Genomic DNA, 23199 nt, shown 5'->3' with positions numbered 1-23199 from the left:
TTAATATTCTTAGATCTTCTTGAAATATATAGTTAGTTTTTTCATATCTATCTTTAATCTAATTATTTAAATTTTTAATAGAAAAATTATATCATAAGATAATAGTATAAATGATCCACGAAAAATTTAATATAATGCCAATAAATATATTGAAAGATCTATAATGAATATTATTTTTGACATGAAATTAATTAATAGAAATCGCATAAGGTCTTTTCGACAAAAATGTTTTTCTTCTTATTTTATTTTAGATAGAGTAGCAAAAGAAATATCCTTTAGATTGAATATGATTGATAGAAGATTCGAAAATGCCTTAGAACTACATGGAATAACAGGAATAGTTGGAGATACCTGTACAAAACAAAACAAAATTAATCGTATGATTAGAGCTGAAATATCAACAGAATTCTCTTCTTTAAAAGATGAATTCATAAGTTGTCCTCTTGAAGAAATTTCGTCAATTTCTCAATCCTTTGATTTAATTTTATCTCCTCTGAGTCTACATCTCATAAATGATATTTTAGGAATGATTGTAAAAATAAATCATATATTAAAACCAGGAGGAGTTTTTTTGGCTGCAATTCCCGGAACTGGAACTCTTCTTGAACTTCGAAGAGCATTGTTAAAAGCTGAAACAAAATTAACTGGCGGAGCTAGTCCTCGCATTATTCCATTTATAGATATTAAAAGCACAGGAACACTCATACAGAAAGCAGGATTTATATCCCCTATAATAGATCAAGAAACATATACAGTATACTATAAATCAATGTTTAATCTAATGCATGATCTACGTAAAATGGGGATGTCTAATCCCCTTATACATCGCAACAAAATTCCTCCACATAAATCACTTTTCGAACTTGCTTCCAAAATATACGAAAAAGAAAATTCTGATTCTACGAGAAACGTAACTGCCAGTTTTTCTATTATTTACGTGATTGGATGGAAGCCTATAGGTTCTAAATAAAAAAATATATATTTAAAGAGAAAAGTATTTATAAAATTAAATCAATAAAAATAAGGAAAAAACAATTTAATGTAATAAATAAAAAAGTTATGATTAGCAAAATACCATAACGATTAATACATAATTCATACCTAAAGATCCCCATAAATGGGGATCTTTTATCTTATTACACCTTATTCATTACTAATAATCTTGGTATACTCTTTATTTAAACCAATTACTACATATATCCAAATAAACATCAAACACAAAAATATAACAGTCAAAATAGGTACAATGCTAGAAAACGTTGCTAAAGGACAGATTGTAAATATAGCAAACTGAATCACAGCTCCACCAGATTTAGCAAGCCTACCCCCTATAACATCGACAACAGCCTTACCTTTGGTTCTAAACTCATCATCCAAAGGAATAAAAGCCATTTCCTTAGTAGCATCAAACATTGTATATTTAGTAGCCTTACTCAAAACATTCTGCAACGCACCCAAGAAAACCGCGAATGCAATAGGAGACACATCAATTATGTTTTTCGTTATCGGCAAAAGACTGTTTTCAAATATAAAGAATACAAAAAATCCACCTCCTGTGATCAATATCATTAAAGGAGTTAGTATAGCAGAAGTGAACCATCTAAAATTTTTTAAAATATTACTACCAAGGATCATAAATATAATAGTTACAATACCAGTCCATTGTACAAACTGACCCATAAAATACGCATAATCACTTTGCATTGGATACAATTGCCTAATCTTCGCCTTCCAAGGACCTTCAACTAAATTAATAGTAGTCCCATAACAAATAACTAGTAAAACGATATATCCCAAATACTTAGATTTAAAAGCCATCTTAAGGCTTTCCATTACTGATAAACGTAATTTTTTCTTGATATTACCTCTTTTAGGAGAATAATATTTAGGATCTGTTAAAACATATACATTCATCCATCTGTATATAGCCATAAGTAAACAACTAGAAAATATTAAAGTAAGCATAGAATACAAAATCATACGATCATTTGAAAGACTTGAAAACTTTACTATAACACCACCAGCAAGTATCAATCCTACATTTCCAACCAATCCAAAAGTTGCATAAAAACGAGCTGCTTCTTCAGTTTTGGTAATTCTATTTGCAAATTGCCAAAACATAAGATTAATCATCACAGCACCCCAAAGCTCTGCAAAAACATAAAATAATGCAAAAGACCACTTGCCAGCCAAATAAATAAACCATTTCAAATAAGGAAATGAATTTGCCATCATATAGATTGACTTTGCAGAAGGATGAATAAAATCACGATAAGGATAAAGGATAAAAGCAAAAACTGCAAAAAAAGAAACAAAGAAACAAGTTACTGAATAAAAAATCTTCTCAGAATCTAAAACATTAGATAACTTCATATACAAAACAGTAAAGAGAATAGCAGAAGGAAGTACACACCATAACTTCACAAAACTAATCACTTCTGCTCCCAGATTAGGGATAACTAAAGTATCTTTTAAAGGTCTCAAAGTACTAAAATTAAATAATACAAGAAACATCATAAGGGTCATAGGAATAAATTTCTTGGCTTCGGACATTTTAACAGCACAAAAAATTTTCCATATTTTACACAAAAAAGTTAACATCTTCTGATTACATGCCACAACAAAATCTTTCAAAAAAAGGTTAAAAAAGAATGCTCAAAAAAAGTGAATCACAGTATATTATTAACTAAATAAATTTAATACAAGTACTACTTATTGTATTAAAAACATTTTTTTCATATTTGAACAAATAATTAATAATTACATTCTAACGTTAAAACAATATTGTTTTACAAAAATTGTGGCAAAACTCAAAAAAGACATTAGACAATAAAACTAATTATTGAGATATCAATATAATAAACAAGAATATTATTTTAATTTGCCTAATTAGATGAATAACCTAAATGTACATTCTCAAAAAAAATAATATTAAATTATCATCTTTAAAAGATAATTTTAATAATAATCGATATAAAGAAATCATATATAAACGACGAAATCAAAAAGAAAAACCACCTAATAAAACGAATTTTTATACTCTATATGAGAGAAATGATTTTTTTCTATATAATAATCAACAACACGACTTGAAAAAGAAATTGAAAAATAAACTACTACTATACCAAATAAAAGCCATACGTTACCAGCTGTCCATTTTAAACCTATAGAAACAACCCTATCTTTAAAAGTCATAGGATTAATACTATTTTCGATCACCATCTCTCTCCCTATATGGAATTTTATATTATTTAACCCAATAAAATGTGTATTTCATTAAGGTTAAATACTTCTTAATAAAAAAAGGATAATTATTCGATAATCTAAATTTCATTTATCCCATGTAGAAAATAGTTACGCAAAGCAGGGATAAGGGGTTTGTCCGCTGGCAAAATAGAATAATTTATAATATCTTCAAATGTTACCCATTGTATTTTCTGACCTTCATAAGATTGCGGAATACCTTTAAAATCATGACAAGCAAAAAAGTCATCAAAAGATGAAAACTATCGTATGGATGACTAACAAAAGTAATAGGAACTAAAGAAGACGGGTTGACTACAATAGCTAATTCCTCAAATAACTCCCTCACCAAAGCATCTTCAGGAGTTTCTCCATTTTCAATCTTTCCTCCTGGGAACTCCCAAAAACCTCCATATGATTTATTTTCAGGACGATGAGAAATCAAGAACTTCCCACTTAACTCAAAAACTGTGCATGAAGATACCAACAGTGTTTTTTTTAAATCTACACTCATAAAACTATATTTTCCCTACGGGAATTTAGCAAATTCTAGCATAAAATAAAAAGTATTTTTACTATACAACAGACACACCATCTACATAGCAAAATCTTTCGAACTTTAACTTTGAAAAGTGCTATTAAAATGAACATATTCTTTGCTAAAATCACATGTCCATGCAGTATGAACTCCATTTCCAATCTGAAGATCAACTGTGATCTGAACGTAATCTTTCTGCATTATCAATTCAAGCTCTTCCTGAGGAAAATCAGTGTCTGGCTCACCGTTGTTTGCGATCCTAATATCTCCAAACCAAATAGATAATTTGTCGCGATCTACTAATGCACCAGATTTTCCAACAGCCATAACTATACGACCCCACCATTTAAAAGACCCACTAGCAAAAGCAGTTTTAACTAAAGGAGAATTAGCAATAGATAGAGATACTTTCTTCGCAGATAAAGAATTTTCAGCCCCCTTCACTGTTACTTCAAGAAGCTTTGAAGCCCCTTCTCCATCGCATACTACTTGCAGTGCTAAATCCTTTAAAAGATCAAAAAGAACAGGGCGGAAAAAAGATAAACGACTGTCATTTACATCCGTAATAGGAGAAATATTACCAGAAACAGTACCCGTTGAAAACAACAAAATAGTATCAGAAGTTGAAGTATCACTATCTACTGTAATAGAATTAAAGCTATTCTCTACTCCTTCTGACAAAAGACTTTGCAGCACAAAAGTAGAAATACTAATATCTGTTACAACAAACGCAAGAGTAGTAGCCATATCAGGAGCAATCATCCCTGCCCCTTTAGCAATACCATTAATTGTCACATTGATTCCATCTATATTTAATGTACGCGTAGCAGTTTTAGCATAATTATCTGTTGTAATCATAGATTTAGCAGCATCAAACCAAGCGTCATCAGTAGCATCGTCTAACATTTTACTAAATACGCCATCAAAAACAGAAGAATCTAAAAACTCACCTATTATGCCAGTAGAAGCAATATAAACCTCATTTTCCTTACAAGATATAATATTAGACAAAGATTTAGCAACATAATTAACAGTATATTGACCTCTTTTCCCTGTGAATGCATTAGCAATACCAGAATTAACTACCAATGCCCTCGCAATACCATGTGATAAATTACCTCTACAGAAATCCACTGGTGCTGACGAACAAAGTGAACGAGTAAAAACACCAGCTACAGATGCTGGCATATCAAATACCATCAAAAAAACATCATCACGACCAACATATTTTATACCTAAAGAAGCAGTAGACAACTTCACTCCTTTTATTGGAGGTAGGGTAGGAATAGTACGAGACTGTGACATAAAAGGAAGACAAGTAATAGGCAACACAAAATTTATCCAATCTAATTTATCAAAAACTATATTCTTTTTGATCTATAAAATATCATAAGATGTTAACATAATACTGCAATCTTAGAAATCAAAATAATATATTGGGGAAACCATATACTAACATGTAAAGCTAAAATTATATATATACAAAAAAAAATTACATTATATGGATCCGTTGACATCAAACAATAGATGATTGTATCTAATTGTTTTATTGTCAAAATATTTATACGTAATATATAGAATATTCCTGGGTAACAACAGTACCTTCTTAACTGACGGAGTATTCTTCGAAGAGGAAAACATCTTCATGATCAGTTACATATCAAAGCTGGCAGGCAAGTTATTCACATATTCTAATGAAAAACGCTTGCACCCTTATTATGCAAAAGTTGTTGAAATAAACAACCTTGAAAAAGAAATGTCCCAATTATCAAATGATTCCCTTGCAAACAAAACATTAGAGTTCAAACAACGAATTAGTAATGGGGAAACATTAGAAGATCTATTGGTTCCTGCATTTGCAGTGGTGCGTGAAGTTGCTCGTCGTACTATAAACATGCGTCCCTTTGATGTACAAATTTTAGGAGGAATGATCCTTCACAAAGGTTGTATAGCAGAAATGAAAACCGGGGAAGGAAAAACTTTAGCAGCAGTCCTTCCCACCTATTTGAATGCATTATCTGGACAAGGAGTACATGTAGTAACCGTTAATGATTATCTTGCTCGTAGAGATTCCAATACAATGTCTCCTATCTATGAATTTCTTGGACTTTCAACAGGTGTTGTTATTCACGATCTATCTGAAGATCAGAGACGAAAAGCATATTCATGCGATATAACTTATATCACAAATAACGAACTTGGCTTTGATTACTTACGTGATAACATGCAGTATAAAAGAGAAGATATGGTACAACGTGGACACAATTTTGCTATAATCGACGAAGTAGATTCCATACTAATTGACGAAGCTCGCACTCCTTTAATTATATCGGAACCAGTAGAAGATCAATCTGATTTATATAAAAAAATTGATTCCATTATAACTAACCTGCATCCTTCCGATTATGAAATTGATGAAAAACAACGAACTGTAAACTTCTCTGAAAAAGGATCAGAGAAAATAGAAGAATTATTACACAATGCAGGTCTTATAAAGTCAGGTGGCCTTTATGGTTTTGAGAATGTAGCAATAGTCCATCTCGTCAACAATGCACTTAAAGCGCATACAATATTTTTCAGAGATAGAGATTACATAGTAAAAAACGGTGAAGTTATAATAATTGATGAATTTACAGGGCGTATGATGCTAGGAAGAAGATATTCTGAGGGACAACATCAAGCGTTAGAAGCCAAAGAACGTGTTGATATACAACCTGAAAACCAAACACTTTCTTCCATAACATTTCAAAATTATTTTTTAAAATATAAAAAATTATCAGGAATGACCGGAACAGCGTCAACAGAAGCTGAAGAACTAGCCAATATTTATAATTTAGAAGTTATTGAAGTTCCTACTAATGCTCCAATAATTCGTATTGACGAACATGATGAAATATATAGAACTTCCGAAGAAAAATATGAGGCAATAATTGCGGAAATTATGGATGCTCACAAAAAAGGCCAACCAGTTCTTGTAGGAACTTCTTCAATAGAAAAATCAGAATATCTAGCCAGTCAACTACGAAAACATAAATTTAAAAAATTTCAAATTCTAAATGCGCTCTATCACGAGAAAGAAGCTTATATTATTTCTCAAGCTGGCATTCCTGGCACTATTACTATTGCAACTAATATGGCAGGAAGAGGCACCGATATTCAACTCGGAGGAAATCCTGCTATGCGAATTGAATACGAGCTATCTAATATTACAGACGAAGAGACAAGGAATAAGCGTATCCACATAATTAAACAGGAAGTGAAATCTCTAAAAGAAAAATCTATTAATGCAGGAGGACTTTATGTTATATCCGCAGAGCGCCATGAAAGCAGAAGAATAGACAATCAGTTACGTGGAAGATCGGGACGTCAGGGTGATCCCGGAAGGACAAAATTCTATTTGTCACTTCAAGATGATTTGATGCGTATATTTGGCTCATCTCGCATGGATAGTTTTTTGCAGAAAATAGGATTTAAAAAGGGAGAAGCCATTATTCATCCCTGGATTAATAAAGCAATTGAGCGTGCCCAACAAAAAGTTGAGGCACGTAATTTTGAAACAAGGAAAAATCTACTCAAATATGATGATGTTCTTAATGAGCAGCGTAAAATCATTTTTGAACAACGTCTTGAAATTATAGATGCGAAAAATGTCTTAGAAATTATTGCCGATATGCGTTATGAAACGTTAAATAAAACAATAGAACAATGCATGCCAAAAAACTCATATCCAGAAAAATGGGATATTGAGGAATTAGAAAAAGAAATTTATGAAGTTATTAGAATCCATCTTCCTATATCAGAATGGCGAAATGAAGATGGCATAGATTATAATGAAATGTCTAAAAGGATTATTACAAGAATCGACGAAATCGTAAAATGCCAAGAAAATTCCCTTGGGAAAGAAAAAATGCAAGACATAGGACGTCATATCATTCTATGTACTTTAGATATTTGCTGGCGTGAACATATAACAAGGTTAGAGCATTCGCGATCTATCATAGGATTTCGCGGATATGCACAACGGGATCCGTTGCAAGAATACAGATCAGAAGCATTCGAATTTTTTAATATGCTTCTCAATAATTTACGAAGAGATGTCGTTTCTCAGATAATGCGTATTAATTTGACTAGTATTAACAATGAATCAGAAAATAGCAAAATGCCTTCTTCATATCATATAGCAAATAATACTGAAAATCATATTGCCACGAAAACAAACATGATAAATATCTCTAACATATCAAAAAAAAGAAAGATTAAGCGCAATGATCAATGTCCTTGCGGAAGTGGTAAAAAATATAAACATTGCCATGGATCGTATACTTAATAAAAGTTAATAAGTTATAAGAAATTTATTAAATTATGAAATTCCATTTTAAAATATTTTTTATATAAAACTTAATTGTAAAACTTTGATCATCACTTAATTGCCATAATAATATGATTTGAATAAATAATTATTGCCATGAGAAATAAAACCGTTTTTGTTATCGGAGGAGCTGGGTACATTGGTGCTCATACTTGTCGCCTCCTACATGAAAGAGGATTTTTGCCTATTGTATTAGATAATTTGTCAAGCGGACACGCTGAATTTGTTTTATGGGGGCCATTAGAAAAGGTAGATATCCGCGACCATGAAAATCTTCAAAAAATTTTTGCAAAATACAAACCTAAATCTGTAATACACTTTGCAGGTTTGACTAGCGTCAGTGAATCTATAAAAAACCCAAATTTATTTTATGAGATTAATGTTATGGGTAGTTTTAATCTTATAGCAATCGCATTACAAGCAAATGTAAAAAGGTTTATATTTTCTTCTACTTGTGCAACATATGGCATACCCAAAAACAAAATCATTACAGAAGATACGCCCCAAGAAGCAATAACACCTTACGGCTACACTAAATACGTTGTAGAAAGAGAAATATTAAAGCACAACAAAGTAAATGGATTGCGATCTGTTGTACTGAGATATTTCAATGCATCTGGCGCAACATTCGATAGCGTCATTGGAGAATGGCATAATCCTGAAACTCATATTATTCCATTAGCAATAAAAACAGCAATGGGATATCAAAATGTTTTCAAAATTTTTGGGAAAGATTATTCAACAATTGATGGAACTTGTATACGTGATTACATTCATGTCTTGGATTTAGCTAAAGCACATATAATGGCATTAGAATACTTATTAAATAGAGGAGATAACATAACTCTCAATCTTGGAACTGGAATAGGAAATACAGTTGAAGAAATTATATCTTCTATTAAATCAATTTATAAATGCAATTTTCCTATTTCTTATGGATCAAGACGAATAGGAGATCCCCCTTCTCTCGTAGCAGATAATAAAAAAGCACAAAAAATTTTAGGATGGACTCCACAATACACACTAAATGATATAATAAAATCTTCTTGGAATTGGCATCTAAAACATCCTGAATCACTAAAAAATTAGAATTAATAAAAAAATTAATACTGTTGGCAATTTTATGTTTTTTGCAATATCTTTAAGAATTATCATTTTTAAATTTTAAAATATTTAAAATCATATTATACCAAAACTGAAAAAATGGTTAATAAATATTTTCTTAACTATATATTTAAAACTAATGCCATCAATCATTTTTAGGTTAAAACTTTTTTCATGAATATTAATCACAAGTTATCAAGATAAAAAATAAAAATATTCTCATAGAATATAATCTTCTAATAATGTAGAAGTTATATTAATCTAACTACATCGAACATTATAAAGCTTGACATCCTCTTGATTTTTGAAATAAATGCGTATACCGTTTTGGTTTTAACGGGTATTTTGGTTACGTCCACTAATATTTTTCTTGCAAGAAGACAGAAATTTTTTTAGAAGAGTCCAGATTATTCGTTAATGTATCAAATATATGTGATGAATAAATAAAAATTGGAATAAAAACGCTAAAAAAGGCAATTAAGTATGAATCTCTACGAGCATGTTTTACTCTTGCGACAAGATATCCCGAGTCAACAGATTAAGGATACGATTGAACGTTATCAATCCTTAATTAAAGAAAATGGTGGCGAAGTTCGTCTTGTAAATGAATGGGGAATTAGAACCATTGCTTATCAAATTAAAAAACATCGTAAAGCGTATTATGTCTTAATGAATATTGCCTCTCCTCCTGTCGCCATTCATGAAATGGAAAGAAAAATGCGTATTGACGAAAATGTTTTGCGCTACCTTACTATTTCTGTTGATTCTCACGAAGATTCACCATCTTTAACAATGCATAGACATGACGATAGAAACGATCGATTTTTAAAAGATCGTAGCATTGATCGTAAGCAGAATGTTGCAGAAGAAAAACCTTTATCATAGGAGTTATTAAAATTGGCTGAAGTTGCATCTACCCCCTTGTTACGTAGACATACAAGTCATCGCCGTAAATCTTGTCCTTTTTCTGGGAAAGGATCTCTACGAATTGACTATAAGGATATTAGACTTTTAAATCGCTTTTTATCTCAACGTGGGAAGATAGTTCCCTCTCGTATTTCATCTGTTTCTCATAAAAGACAACGAGAGCTTGCTATAGCAATTAAGAGAGCACGTTATCTTGGATTAATTGCTTACGTAAATATCTAAAAATATGTTGTAAAAATTGATTATTATACTCTCAGATAATAGTATTATATTTTTATAACAAGTGTGTTGTTATTTTAATATGGTTTAAATAGTGTGGTTTATTCTTAATGTATATCATCACATAACAATTAAAGTATAATTATGTATGTTTTAGGAAACGTTTCTTTATATTTCTTATCTGCATTGCAACTTAATTTTTATATATTATTACAAAATGAATTGCATGATTTAATGCTTGATGACACATCGTAATTTATGATAATAAAGTGAAATATTTCTCGCACTAAAACATATGTTATAAGTAAAAAACTTGCGCAAAGGAAAAACTAATGGAAGTAATCCTCCTTCATAATATTACTAATCTTGGATCTATGGGGGAAATAGTCAATGTTAAGAACGGTTATGCACGTAATTATCTATTGCCACAGAAAAAAGCATTGAGAGCTAATGAAAAAAACAAAATACTTTTCGAATCTAAGCGTTCAGATCTAGAAGCGTATAACCTAGAAAAAAAAGTAAAATTCGAAGAAATCGCTAAAATTTTAGAAAAGAAAGATTTTGTTCTAATACGGGCTGCAGGAGAGACAGGTCATCTATATGGATCAGTTTCCAGTCGTGATATAGCTGACTTATTAATTGAAGAAGGTTTCCAGATTAATCGTGGGCAAATTGATTTGAGATCGACAATAAAATCAATCGGAGTACACGATGTGAAGATATTGCTCCATGCTGATGTTTCTACTATAGTAAGAATAAATATAGCTCGTTCTACCGAAGATATAGTAAAACAAGAAAAATCAGTTGAACATGAGGAAGAAATAACAAGCTGATTTTTTACATTTCATATGAATAAACATGGATTTTGTCATTTATGATGAAAATCCACTAGAAATATTGAATTTTTGTTCAAAAGAAAAATATTATATCATACTCTAATGTAAATGTATTTATTAGTAATGGGGATTATTTTTGTTATCTTGAGATTGCTAATAAATAATTTTATTGATGTTCTTTAGTATAAACATTTTAAAAATATTGGAAACTAGGAAATGATTAATAAAGCTAAAGATATCATTTTGTCTGTTCCTAAAGAAGATTACTCTAAGCATCGAGAATCCCCAAATAATATTGAAGCAGAACAAGCTCTTTTAGGAGCTATACTAGTTAATAATGACGCTTTTTATAGAATATCAGACTTCTTAAAACCGTGGCATTTTTTTGAGGTAATTCATCAAAAAATTTTTGAAATAGCAAGTAAATTGATTCATATGGGGAAAACAGCTAATCCCGTTACAATTAAAACTTTTTTATCTACTGAAGATATGTTGGGAGAATTAACAGTACCACAGTATTTAGCCCGTCTAGCTTCTGAAGCAGTTTCAATAATAAATGCCGAGGATTATGGTAAAACAATATACGGGTTAGCGATTCGCCGTACTCTTATTACTATTGGCGAAGAAATGGTAAACTCTGCTTACAAAGCATCTCTTAAAACATCACCTTCAATGCAAATAGAAGAAGCAGAAAGAAAACTATTCGATTTAGCAGAAAATGGTCGATATAATGGAGGATTTCAGACATTTTCTGATGCAATGACATCTGCTATTGATATGGCTGGACAAGCTTTTAATAGAGATGGAAGACTAGCTGGAATTTCTACAGGAATTCAAACACTTGATAAACAAATGGGAGGATTACAACGTTCAGATTTGATAATTATTGCAGGACGTCCAGGTATGGGGAAAACATCACTTGCAACTAATATCGCCTATAATGTTGCAGATGCATATAAAGAAGAACTACAAACAGATGGATCTTATAAAACCATTAATGGTGGAATTGTTGGATTTTATTCTTTGGAAATGTCTTCCGAACAACTAGCAACACGTATAATTTCTGAACAAACAGAAGTTCCATCTTCAAAAATAAGGAGAGGAGAGCTAACACAACCTGACTATGAAAAAATTGTTGCTTGTTCTCAGGTGATGCAAAAATTACCACTATACATAGATCAAACTGGCGGTATTTCTATAAGTCAGTTAGCAACGCGCGCGCGCAGACTGAAACGCCAACGAGGATTAGATCTACTAATTGTAGACTATATACAACTTATGTCTACTTCTAAGAAAATAGAAGAAAATCGTGTTCTAGAAATTACAGGCATTACAATGGCATTAAAAGCTTTAGCAAAAGAGCTAAACATCCCTATTATTGCTCTGTCGCAACTTTCTAGACAAGTAGAAAATCGTGACAACAAGCGTCCTCAATTGTCGGATTTACGTGAATCTGGCTCAATTGAACAGGATGCAGATGTAGTCCTATTCGTCATACGCGATGAATATTATGTAAAGAACAAAGAGCCTACGAATAAAAATGATATCCTTGCTTATACAAAATGGCAAGAAGATCTCAAGAGAGTAAAAGGGATTGCTGATATTATTATAGCAAAACAACGTCATGGACCAACAGGAACAGTTACTCTTGCATTCCAAGCAGAATTTACACGTTTTTCTGCACTTTCAGATTCATCTTATCAAAATAATGAAAATTTTAATCATTCATAAAAAAATTTCACAATCTTCCATAAATACAAAAATTTTCACATGCATTACAATAAATTTTTAAGACTTACAATCGATCTTACAGCCATTAAAAATAATTGGCATAGTATGAATCAACTTTCTCGCAGCGCTAGAACAGCAGCAGTAGTAAAGGACAATGCATATGGGCTTGGTCTTGAAAAAATATCTCTAGCTCTCTACAATGCTGGAGCACAAGATTTTTTTGTAACTGATGCAGAAGAAGGAGCAAAACTACGCTCTTATATTTCAAAAGCAAAAATTTTTATTTTGTATGGAATATATCCAGGAGATGAAAAGACTATACTAGATTCAAATTTAATACCTGTTATTTCTTCTATCAATCAACTGTCTTATTATTTAAAGTTAATGTCTCTTGGATTTAATAATCCTTACGCATTACAAGTAGATACAGGCTTCAATAGATTAGGATTAAATCTACAAGAAGCGTTATATTTTGCACAAAACTATATTAATAAAAGATATAATAATCTATCTCTAATAATGAGTCATCTTGCTTGTGCCGATGATCTTAATTCTAATATGAATTTTTCACAACTAAATAAGTTTAGAACTATTATCGCATACTATAAAGGAATAGAAGCAAGTTTAGCAGCTTCATCTGGAATATTGCTCGGGCAAAATTATCATTTCCAGCTAACTCGTCCTGGTATATCATTATATGGAGGAAATCATATAATAAATACATCACATCCTATGCAAACTGTTGCTACCGCGGAGGCACGTATTATTCTAATACGTAAAGCGCTTGCTGGAGAAGTCATAAGCTATGGAGGACAAAAAAAATTAACACGCAATAGCATAATAGCTGTTGCATCTGTTGGATATGCCGACGGTTATCCCTTAAACCTTTCAAAATTGGATTCAAATAATAAAATATTTGCCTTCCCAGGAGGAGAAGGATTTGTTAAAGGTTATAAAGTTCCTATTTTAGGAAAAATAACAATGGATATGACAATGTTTGATATCACAGATTCTACTGGCATAAAAGTGGGAGATTATATACAGATTTTTGGATCTAATATCAAATTAGATGATGTTGCCATTTCATCTGGAACCACAAATCATGATCTTCTAGTGCGAATCGGAACAAGATATGAGAAATTTTATATATAAAAATTATTCTATATAATATAATTAATATTAATTATTAATATTAAAACTTTGGGGTATTCCAATAAATGGCAAAAATAAGATCTCAATACTTTTGTCAAATCTGTGGTGCAATTCATTCACGTTGGATTGGAAGATGTGATTCATGTAATGAGTGGAATACAATTTCCGAAGATACTTCAAGGAAAGAAAGCTACCCAAAATTTAGTAAAAAGATTGAACAAGGTCAATCCATACCTCTTGTTTTGCTGTCAGAAGAATTAGTAGAAGAAGAATCTCGTATTCATACTCATATTGATGAACTTGATCGTGTCACAGGAGGAGGATTCGTACGCGGTTCAGTAATACTGGTAGGCGGAGATCCAGGAATTGGGAAATCTACCTTACTCATGCAGACAGCAGCAGCTTTAGCATATAAAAAACACCATATTACTTACGTATCCGGTGAAGAAGCAATTGGACAAATTAGATTGCGTGCCCAGAGATTAAATACCATTAACAGTTCCGTCTCTATAGCTATTGAAACCAATGTTGAAGATATCATAGCGACTCTTTTGAAACATAAAAAACCAGATCTTGTTATTATAGACTCTATACAGACTTTGTGGAGTCAAACAGCAGAATCTTCTCCTGGAACAGTTATACAAGTACGTACAAGTGTTCAAGCAATGATTCAATATGCAAAAACGAATAATGTTGCTATGGTATTAGTTGGACATGTTACAAAAGAAGGACAGATCGCAGGACCAAGAGTTATTGAACACATGGTAGATGCAGTATTATATTTTGAAGGTGGTACACGTAGTACACAATATGATTATCGTATATTACGAAGTATAAAAAATCGTTTTGGAGCAACAGATGAAATAGGTGTTTTTGAGATGTCTGATAAAGGACTTCAAGAGGTTTCCGATCCTTCTAAAATATTTTTATCTGATCGAGACTCGAAATATCCAGGAACAGCCGTATTCGCAGGAATAGAAGGAACAAGAGCTATACTAGTAGAAATACAATCTTTGGTTGTTCCTACTTCTCTTGGAATGCCTCGTCGTACTGTAGTTGGCTGGGATTCTTCTCGTTTAGCAATGATTTTAGCCGTATTAGAAGCTCGTTGCAATATTAAATTTGGCAATCATGACGTTCATCTAAACATCGCAGGTGGTTATCGAATATCAGAACCAGCTGCTGATGTTGCAGTTGCAGCCGCATTAATTTCATCTATATTATCCATACCTCTACCTAGTGATTTTATTTATTTTGGAGAAGTAAGTTTATCAGGATCTATAAGATCTGTTGGGCATGTACAACAAAGATTAAAAGAAGCAGAGAAAATAGGATTTTTATCAGGAATTTTACCAGAAAATTCCAAAGAAGATTGCAAAACCACAATTTTTGATTGTCAATACATCAAAAATCTTAGTGATCTTGTCGAAAAAATTACTTCTCTTAAAAAAATAGAAATAAAAACCACGATTAAACCAGGAGTTTAAATTAAAAATGGAGATAACATACTTTGATATTGGTTGCTTTGTATTTATATTAATCTCATCTTTATTGGCAATGGCAAGAGGAATATTTAATGAAATGATCTCTTTGACTAACTGGATTGTTGCCGCTATAACAACCCGTTATCTATATCCAGTACTGTTGGGGAAAATATCAGTATATTTTAGAAGTAAGCAAATAGCAACTATCACAATAATCATGACATTATTCTTAGTAATATTATCTATTGTATCGATTCTATTAAAAATAGTATGCAATCCAATTCATGTTCGATCTGTATTGTTAGATAAGATATTAGGATGTGTTTTTGGAGGAGTGCGTGGAATATTTTTACTTGTAATTACATTTTCATGTTGGAATCTAGTTGTACATGGAAGCAACGAACCTGAATGGATTCAAAAATCTATATCCAAGAAATACTTAAATTATATGGAGAAAAAATTGAAATCAATTATTTAATAAATTAAAAAAATATTAACTTTTAAAAAATTTTTATATATGAATTTTTTCATTTTTAGTATGTATTAAAAATTTTTATTGTACGTTATTACAATGTATACATATCAACAATATACATAATCTAATATATTTTTTTGTATAAAGATATAAATAAAACCTTTAAAATCATTGAATATATAGAAAGAAATAATGAATACTCCTTTGAAATCAATGTGTTCTAATAGAAAAAATTATAATCAGATAAACGATAAATGCGGAGTATTTGGTATACTTGGACATCCAGATGCTGCAACCTTAACTGCTATTGGATTACATGCTCTTCAACATCGCGGACAAGAAGCTGCTGGAATAATATCTTTTAATGGAAGTAAGTTTTACTCTGAAAGACACTTAGGATTAGTTGGAGATCATTTTACAAATCAAGAAACGTTATATTCATTACCAGGTAATATGGCTATTGGACATGTACGATATTCTACAACAGGAGATCAAATAATAAGAAATATACAACCATTGTTTGCTGACCTTCAAGTAGGAGGAATTGCTATAGCACATAATGGTAATTTTACAAATGGTTTATCTTTACGAAAAAAACTAATTTCTAGTGGAGCTATTTTTCAATCCACTTCTGATACAGAAGTTATACTACATCTAATTGCGAAATCTCAAAAAAAAGGATCTTCTAATCGTTTTATTGATTCCTTACAACATGTACATGGCGGATATGCAATGCTCGCTCTAACACGTACAAAATTAATTGCGACACGTGATCCCATAGGAATTAGACCATTAATCATGGGTGAATTACACGGCAAACCTATTTTTTGTTCTGAAACATGCGCTCTTGAAATCACAGGAGCTAAATATATACGAGATGTAGAAAACGGAGAAACCATTGTATGCGAACTTCAAGAAAATAATTCTATCTCCATTAAATCTTATAAAAATCCCTCTAAAAATCCTGAACGCATGTGTATTTTTGAATACGTTTATTTTGCGCGACCTGATTCAATGATCAGTGGTCGTAACATTTATGTATCTCGCCAAAATATGGGAAAAAATCTAGCAACAGAGTCTCCTGTTATTGCTGATATCGTTGTTCCAATTCCAGATGGAGGAGTTCCTGCAGCTATAGGATATGCAAGAGAAAGTGGTATTCCTTTTGAACAAGGAATTATTAGAAATCATTATGTAGGACGTACATTTATTGAACCTGCTCATCATATTCGAGCATTTGGTGTTAAACTAAAACATTCTGCAAATCATACAATTCTCGAAGGGAAACGAGTTGTACTCATTGATGATTCAATAGTTCGGGGAACTACATCCATTAAAATCGTACAAATGATAAGAAATGCAGGTGCTATAGAAGTGCATCTTAGGATAGCCAGTCCAATGGTATTGTACCCTGACTTTTACGGTATAGATATTTCAGATCCTAATACACTCTTAGCTAATAAATATTCTTCTTTACAAGAAATGTGTAACTTTATAGGCGTGGATTCTTTAGGATTTCTATCCGTAGATGGCTTATATAAAGCCATTTGTGGTATACCACGTGATCCACAAAATCCTGCATTTTCTGATCACTGCTTTACAGGCGATTATCCTACTCCCCTAATAGATCAACAATCGCAACATAGTGATAAAGAATTATCTATGATTATTACTACATGATAAGTTTTAAACAAAAAAAAGAATTAGACACTAATATTAATCTCAATAATAGATTAGCACTAGTTACAGGATCATCTAGTGGAATTGGTTATTATACTGCCTTAGAATTAGCAAGATCTAACGCACATGTCATAGCTTGTGGTCGTAATATTAGTCAACTAGAAAAACTAAAAAATAATATAGAAAAAATTAACAAAAAAATAGATATCATGTCATTTGATATAAAAGACAGCAAAGCTATTAAATTAATCAAAACATATATTGCAAAACGTTGGGGAAAATTAGATATTTTGGTAGCTAATGCAGGAATTCTTGGCCCCATTAGTCCTATTTGGCAAATAAAAGAAGAAGAATTCGTAGATATCATGTCAGTTAATGTCATGGCTAATTGGAATCTTATGCGTAATTTTGATCCTTGGCTTAAAAAATCGCATTGTGGTCGAGCTATTATTGTGTCTTCTGGAGCTGCCCACAAGTGTCGTCCATTTTGGGGAGCTTATTCCACTTCTAAAGCATCATTAGAAGCATTAGCACGAACTTGGAGCAAAGAAACATCTAATACTGATTTACGTATAATAAACATAGATCCAGGACCAACACGAACATCAATGAGAGAAAAAGCTATGCCAGAAGAAGATCCAAGAACCATACCACATCCACAAAAGGTTGCAAAAATAATTTCATTATTATGTTCAATGCAAGAAATTGAAACAGGAAAACTATTTTCGATTCCCAAAAACCGTTTCGTAAACTATCCTCTACCAGAATAAAAACAAAAGTAAATTTTTCTATAATACATAGATTTTTGCTTAAAAAATTTATTATATTCCAATATTTAATTATGCTTTCTAAAAAATAAAATTTTAATAGTTTTGTGAAAATTGATCGTATTTTTAATAATTATGATTTTCACAGCTATATTTCTGTAAATTCAGAAGATTTCCTACAACAAGAAAGACCTTTAACAATATCTATAGCGGTAATAACACCAATTAATTTATCATCTGATACAACACCAATCTTTTCCAAATCATTATTAGCTACGATATCAATAATATCTATTAAAGGCATTTTTCGAGTAATTTTATGGATGATATCAGTTTCATCGCATTCCGAATAAACACGCATAATATCACCTGCAACAAGTGCTGTAATAGGATTAAGCTTTTGTATAAATTCCGAAACATAACAATTAACTGGATTTAAAATAATCTCTTGTGGTGTCCCACATTGAATAATACGTCCACTGTCCATAATAGCAATACGATTACCTAAACGAAAAGCCTCATTTATATCATGACTCACAAAAACAATTGTCTTTTTTAACTGTTTTTGTAACGTTAGTAACTCATCTTGAAGACGCATTCTAATCAATGGATCTAAAGATGAGAATGGCTCATCCATAAGTAAAATAGGAGCTCCTGTAGCAAATGCTCTAGCGAAACCTACACGTTGCTTCATCCCTCCCGACAACATGCTAATCTTGCAATTAGCCCATTCAGTCAAATTTACAATTTCAAGATGCTCTGCAACCCTAGATTTTCTTTCTTCATCAGTAATATCAAGAAACTCTAGTCCCAACTCAACATTACGAGCAACGGTTCTCCAAGGTAAAAGAGCAAATTGCTGAAATACCATCGAAACAGTATGCATCCGTAATTTACGCAAAACATTTGCATCTGTATCATATGGATTTACAAATCCATCTTCTGTATCAACTAACACCTCACCTCTGACTACAGGCGCCAATCCATTAATGGAACGCAATAGAGTAGATTTTCCTGCTCCTGAATGACCCATCAATACAAGGATTTCTCCTTTTTTTACTTCAATATTAGCCTTAATAACAGCAGAAACAGAATCATATTCAGAATCTGTAGCATATTTCTTAATGCTATATTTCGATCTCTTCCGATTGTTTTTTGAATGTTCTCCAAAAACAATATCAACATCTCGAATCTTTACTGCACATTCATTCATATCATATCCCTTGGATCTGGAATGCTAAACAAACGGTCTAGTATAATTGCTAGAATAACAATACAAAGACCAGATTCAAAGCCTTTACTTATATCAACCGTATTGAGAGCACGCAATACAGGAACTCCTAATCCATTTGAACCAACTAGTGCAGTAACCACAACCATTGATAAAGAAAGCATAATTGTTTGTGTCAAACCTGCTACAATTTGTGGTATAGCGAATGGGAACTCTACTTTACGAAAAATCTGAAAAGGAGTTGCGCCAAATGCACATGCTGCTTCTTTTAGTATTGGAGGAGTAGAAATAATACCCAATCTAGTTAATCTAACTGGAATTGGAATTGAAAATACAATAGTTGCAACCATTCCAGGAACCATTCCCAAGCCAAAAATAACCAATGCAGGAATAAGATAAACAAACGTTGGAATAGTTTGCATAGAGTCAAGTAGCAATCGTATAACAGAGTAAAATCTTGGATACCAAGCGGCTAAAACCCCAATAGGAACACCTACCATCATAGAAATAGTTGTAGAAACCAATACCAAAGATAGAGTTTCTGTTGTTTCATGCCAATATCCCTGATTAATAATCAACAACAACCCCATAGCAGTACTAATTGAAATAATTATAGAACGCTTTATCAACAATACTAATAAAGATAGAATGACAACGGATACCAAAGGAGGACAGTACTGTAAAATAAATAAAATAAAATTCACAATCTTTAGCAATAAAAATGACAAAATATTGAAAAAACACTCCCAATTATTAGTAAGATATAAAAAAAAGTCTTGTAAATAATCTCCTAAAGGAATGTGCGTTTGGATAATCCGATTCAATTTCTCATCCTATTTATAATATAATAAAATTGTCATGAAATATGATACAATGTAAGACATAATTGAAAAAGTTAATTTTTCATAAATTTTTCTAATTCATAAGAAGGATCTTGTCCATTAAACCTCGTGACGCCTACCAACCAATCCTTAAGAAGATCAGGATTGGCACGAAGAATTTTTCTTCCTACAAATTTAGGATCTTGCCTATCATTTAAAATCAATTTCATCATCTCATTTTCCAAAGCAACAGAAAATTTAATATTTTTGAGCAATCTACCTACATTAGGACAGTTATTCAGATAACCTGAACGCACTACAGTATAAACTGATGCTTTACCAAATCCAGTAATATCTTCACCACCGAGTAAATAATGTATATTAAGATCAAGATTAATAGGATGAGGCTCCCAACTTAAGAAAACTGCAGGAATATTATTCCTTTGATCACGACGAATCTGAGAAAAAGTGGCTTGTTCAGAAGCTTCTATTAGACGAAAATCTTTTAGTGAAAACTTATCATTCTTAATCATATCCAAAATACGCTGATTACCATTGTTCCCAGGATCAATACCATAAATCTTAGCACCAAGTTCTTTTTTATATTTTACTATATCCTGATAGCTTTTTATACCAATTGAAAACCCTGCATCATTTACTGCGAGCATATATTTTGCCCCTTGAAGATTTTCGGATACTATTTGAATAGACTCTTCCTTGAGATATGGATTAATAGAATTCTTATGTGATGGATACCAGTATCCCATAAAGATATCCATGTCTTTATTTTTCAATGATCTAAAAATAACAGGCATTGAAAGCAATTTAATGTTAGCATTATATCCCAATATATCTTCCAAAACAACTGAAGTGATAGCTGTAGTAGCTGCAATATCAGTCCAACCCGTATCTGCAAAACGAACTGACAAACAAGAATCGCTATCTTCAGAATGAACCAATGAAAATGTTGTTAAAAAAAAGCAGATAAATACTAAAAATCTATACATCATCCACTACCTTTCTCCTTGGATTACTTCAATGCTTACAAAAATATAATTTCCTTAACATAAAAAATATTGATAAAATCAATTTTAGGGAAAAAATAGGTGCATTATCAAATCCTATGAATAAAAAGTTAGACAATCTCATAAATCATCACTTAACAGAAATACGACGAATATAATATTCCATATATCTCATACAAGATGAATTATACACTAATACATTTTGATTATGTTTAGTTTATATCTTATGCAAACTATCCACAGAAGACATATATTTTTAAGAATATAACGAATGATACTCTTTCCTTATTACTTGATTTTTAATTATAAATAATACATAAAAAATTATCTTTTTATCGTACATTGAAATTATATGATATCATAGAATTATTTAAACAAACCCGTGTAATACAATAACTATTTTATTATATCACAACATTATATATTATATTATTGAATTCTAAAATACAGAAAAAGATAAAGTCCATTGTAGATGCAAATTACTCAATATACATCAATATATTCCATGTTCATAAATAAAATTTTTCTAGCTATCAACGAAAATAAGTAATAGATATATCTGCGCTAATATGTATATTAGTATATAGTTAATTAATTTTTTTTAATAATTTGTAATATAAATATACAGCATTATTTTTTCCTAATCTTAATAGCAGTAAATCTATAAAGCAGATAATATTCTTCATGAAAGTTGATGACAAAAAAAATGTGATAAAAATGGCGTTATGGGGAATATTAGTATCTATAACCATTACTACATTGAAAATTATCGGATGGTACGTTACTGGATTTGTCTCATTACTGTCCGATGGACTTGAATCAATAATAAATATTATAACAGCAATTATATCATATTTCGCACTCAAGTATGCGTATCGTCCAGCAGATAACAATCATCCTTTTGGACATCAGAAAGCCGAATATATTGCCGCAGTAGTAGAAGGATTACTGATGGCTAATATTGCAATGATGATAATTTATGAAACTTGGAATAATGTATCCAATTTTTCCTATAATGATGTTTCAATCATAGGATTTATTTTGAGCATAATTGCTAACATCATTGGCTTTTTTTGGGGAAAATGGCTTATTTATTATGGAGAAAAAAATTTTTCTACTGCTTTCAAAGCGAATGGACAACATTTTATAGCAGACTTTACAGTATCTGCAGGTGTTATATGTGGATTAATCTTAGTAATTATCACAGAATATACAGTGATAGATTCTATAATAGCTATTTTAATAGCCCTGAACATTTTATATCAAGGATTTAAGGTAATTTCATTTTCTATAAAAAATCTGATGGATGCTGCAGTTAAACCAGAATACTTGGAAAAAATAAAAAAAATTATTTCTCTCAATGCCTCAGGATCAATAGGAATTCATGATTTAAAAATAAGACAAGCTGGAGCAACTTTTTTTATAAATTTTCATCTAGTAGTGGATTCGAATATGACTGTTTTAAAAGCACATAAAATTTGCAATAATATAGAAAAATCATTAGAAGAGAAAATTAGTCAGGCTATTGTAACCATACATATTGAACCTGAAAGTGAAATATCACATGGAATTCATGTAACCATAGGGAAATAAAAAC

At 31.2% G+C, this 23199-nt stretch carries 20 protein-coding genes; 13 read left to right on the top strand and 7 right to left on the bottom strand.

Going from position 1 to position 23199, the window contains the following annotated elements; genetic code table 11:
- The first annotated feature begins 163 nt into the window (after nucleotides 1–163).
- Nucleotides 164–970: a methyltransferase domain-containing protein gene (locus GY664_RS00410; protein ID WP_333947492.1), complete on the top strand. Its 807-nt coding sequence runs from the start codon at nucleotides 164–166 to the stop codon at nucleotides 968–970.
- A gap of 173 nt (nucleotides 971–1143) precedes the next feature.
- Here the strand turns inward: GY664_RS00410 and GY664_RS00405 are convergent, their stop codons facing one another.
- The 4 genes from GY664_RS00405 to argJ form a co-directional block, all read right to left on the bottom strand.
- Nucleotides 1144–2619, bottom strand: a complete 1476-nt coding sequence (locus GY664_RS00405) for an Npt1/Npt2 family nucleotide transporter (protein ID WP_333947491.1) — start codon at nucleotides 2617–2619, stop codon at nucleotides 1144–1146.
- A gap of 399 nt (nucleotides 2620–3018) precedes the next feature.
- Nucleotides 3019–3222: a hypothetical protein gene (locus tag GY664_RS00400; RefSeq protein WP_333947490.1), complete on the bottom strand. Its 204-nt coding sequence runs from the start codon at nucleotides 3220–3222 to the stop codon at nucleotides 3019–3021.
- Nucleotides 3223–3421: 199 nt separating this feature from the next.
- Nucleotides 3422–3757 (bottom strand): (deoxy)nucleoside triphosphate pyrophosphohydrolase, encoded by a 336-nt coding sequence (locus tag GY664_RS00395; protein WP_333947489.1) that lies wholly within the window; start codon nucleotides 3755–3757, stop codon nucleotides 3422–3424.
- 105 nt (nucleotides 3758–3862) lie between these two features.
- The gene (gene argJ, locus GY664_RS00390; protein WP_333947506.1) at nucleotides 3863–5086 is read right to left on the bottom strand and encodes a bifunctional glutamate N-acetyltransferase/amino-acid acetyltransferase ArgJ; all 1224 of its coding nucleotides are present in this window, start codon (nucleotides 5084–5086) and stop codon (nucleotides 3863–3865) included.
- 340 nt (nucleotides 5087–5426) lie between these two features.
- Between argJ and secA the strand changes: the two genes are divergently transcribed.
- The 11 genes from secA (at nucleotide 5427) to GY664_RS00335 (ending at nucleotide 18528) form a co-directional block, all read left to right on the top strand.
- Nucleotides 5427–8108 carry a preprotein translocase subunit SecA gene (gene secA / locus GY664_RS00385; protein WP_333947488.1) on the top strand — a complete coding sequence of 894 codons (2682 nt, stop codon included), beginning with the start codon at nucleotides 5427–5429 and terminating at the stop codon, nucleotides 8106–8108.
- A gap of 138 nt (nucleotides 8109–8246) precedes the next feature.
- Nucleotides 8247–9239: a UDP-glucose 4-epimerase GalE gene (gene galE, locus GY664_RS00380; RefSeq protein WP_333947487.1), complete on the top strand. Its 993-nt coding sequence runs from the start codon at nucleotides 8247–8249 to the stop codon at nucleotides 9237–9239.
- 498 nt (nucleotides 9240–9737) lie between these two features.
- Complete coding sequence (rpsF, locus tag GY664_RS00375) at nucleotides 9738–10139, top strand: 30S ribosomal protein S6 (protein ID WP_333947486.1); 402 nt, start codon at nucleotides 9738–9740, stop codon at nucleotides 10137–10139.
- A gap of 12 nt (nucleotides 10140–10151) precedes the next feature.
- A complete protein-coding gene (gene rpsR, locus GY664_RS00370) occupies nucleotides 10152–10403 on the top strand; it encodes a 30S ribosomal protein S18 (protein ID WP_333947485.1) in 252 nt (83 codons plus the stop codon).
- A 329-nt stretch (nucleotides 10404–10732) separates the two neighbouring features.
- Entirely contained in the window at nucleotides 10733–11233 is a 501-nt protein-coding gene (gene rplI / locus GY664_RS00365) for a 50S ribosomal protein L9 (RefSeq protein ID WP_333947484.1), read from the top strand.
- Nucleotides 11234–11452: 219 nt separating this feature from the next.
- Nucleotides 11453–12967 (top strand): replicative DNA helicase, encoded by a 1515-nt coding sequence (locus tag GY664_RS00360; RefSeq protein WP_333947483.1) that lies wholly within the window; start codon nucleotides 11453–11455, stop codon nucleotides 12965–12967.
- Between the two features lie 39 nt (nucleotides 12968–13006).
- Complete coding sequence (gene alr, locus GY664_RS00355) at nucleotides 13007–14119, top strand: alanine racemase (RefSeq protein ID WP_333947482.1); 1113 nt, start codon at nucleotides 13007–13009, stop codon at nucleotides 14117–14119.
- Nucleotides 14120–14184: 65 nt separating this feature from the next.
- A complete protein-coding gene (gene radA / locus GY664_RS00350; protein WP_333947481.1) occupies nucleotides 14185–15606 on the top strand; it encodes a DNA repair protein RadA in 1422 nt (473 codons plus the stop codon).
- A gap of 7 nt (nucleotides 15607–15613) precedes the next feature.
- Nucleotides 15614–16081, top strand: coding sequence for a CvpA family protein (locus tag GY664_RS00345; protein ID WP_333947480.1), 468 nt, complete (start codon nucleotides 15614–15616; stop codon nucleotides 16079–16081).
- Between the two features lie 189 nt (nucleotides 16082–16270).
- Nucleotides 16271–17758 carry an amidophosphoribosyltransferase gene (purF, locus tag GY664_RS00340; RefSeq protein WP_333947479.1) on the top strand — a complete coding sequence of 496 codons (1488 nt, stop codon included), beginning with the start codon at nucleotides 16271–16273 and terminating at the stop codon, nucleotides 17756–17758.
- Nucleotides 17755–18528, top strand: a complete 774-nt coding sequence (locus GY664_RS00335) for an SDR family NAD(P)-dependent oxidoreductase (RefSeq protein ID WP_333947478.1) — start codon at nucleotides 17755–17757, stop codon at nucleotides 18526–18528. Before purF ends, GY664_RS00335 begins: the two co-directional genes overlap by 4 nt.
- A gap of 145 nt (nucleotides 18529–18673) precedes the next feature.
- On the opposite strand, the gene GY664_RS00330 is transcribed toward GY664_RS00335, so the two are convergent.
- The 3 genes from GY664_RS00330 to GY664_RS00320 form a co-directional block, all read right to left on the bottom strand.
- The gene (locus GY664_RS00330) at nucleotides 18674–19738 is read right to left on the bottom strand and encodes an ATP-binding cassette domain-containing protein (RefSeq protein WP_333947477.1); all 1065 of its coding nucleotides are present in this window, start codon (nucleotides 19736–19738) and stop codon (nucleotides 18674–18676) included.
- The gene (locus GY664_RS00325; RefSeq protein WP_333947476.1) at nucleotides 19735–20580 is read right to left on the bottom strand and encodes an ABC transporter permease subunit; all 846 of its coding nucleotides are present in this window, start codon (nucleotides 20578–20580) and stop codon (nucleotides 19735–19737) included. The genes GY664_RS00330 and GY664_RS00325 overlap by 4 nt, the downstream gene beginning before the upstream one ends.
- A gap of 71 nt (nucleotides 20581–20651) precedes the next feature.
- Nucleotides 20652–21587: a glycine betaine ABC transporter substrate-binding protein gene (locus GY664_RS00320; protein WP_333947475.1), complete on the bottom strand. Its 936-nt coding sequence runs from the start codon at nucleotides 21585–21587 to the stop codon at nucleotides 20652–20654.
- Between the two features lie 699 nt (nucleotides 21588–22286).
- Between GY664_RS00320 and GY664_RS00315 the strand changes: the two genes are divergently transcribed.
- Nucleotides 22287–23195, top strand: coding sequence for a cation diffusion facilitator family transporter (locus GY664_RS00315; protein WP_333947474.1), 909 nt, complete (start codon nucleotides 22287–22289; stop codon nucleotides 23193–23195).
- Nucleotides 23196–23199 lie beyond the last annotated feature (4 nt).

Origin of the sequence: Candidatus Liberibacter brunswickensis, from assembly GCF_036858155.1 — a bacterium.
Lineage (GTDB): Bacteria > Pseudomonadota > Alphaproteobacteria > Rhizobiales > Rhizobiaceae > Liberibacter > Liberibacter brunswickensis.
The sequence above is the reverse complement of the archived record's forward strand: the minus strand, read 5'-3'. Positions and strand labels throughout refer to the sequence as shown.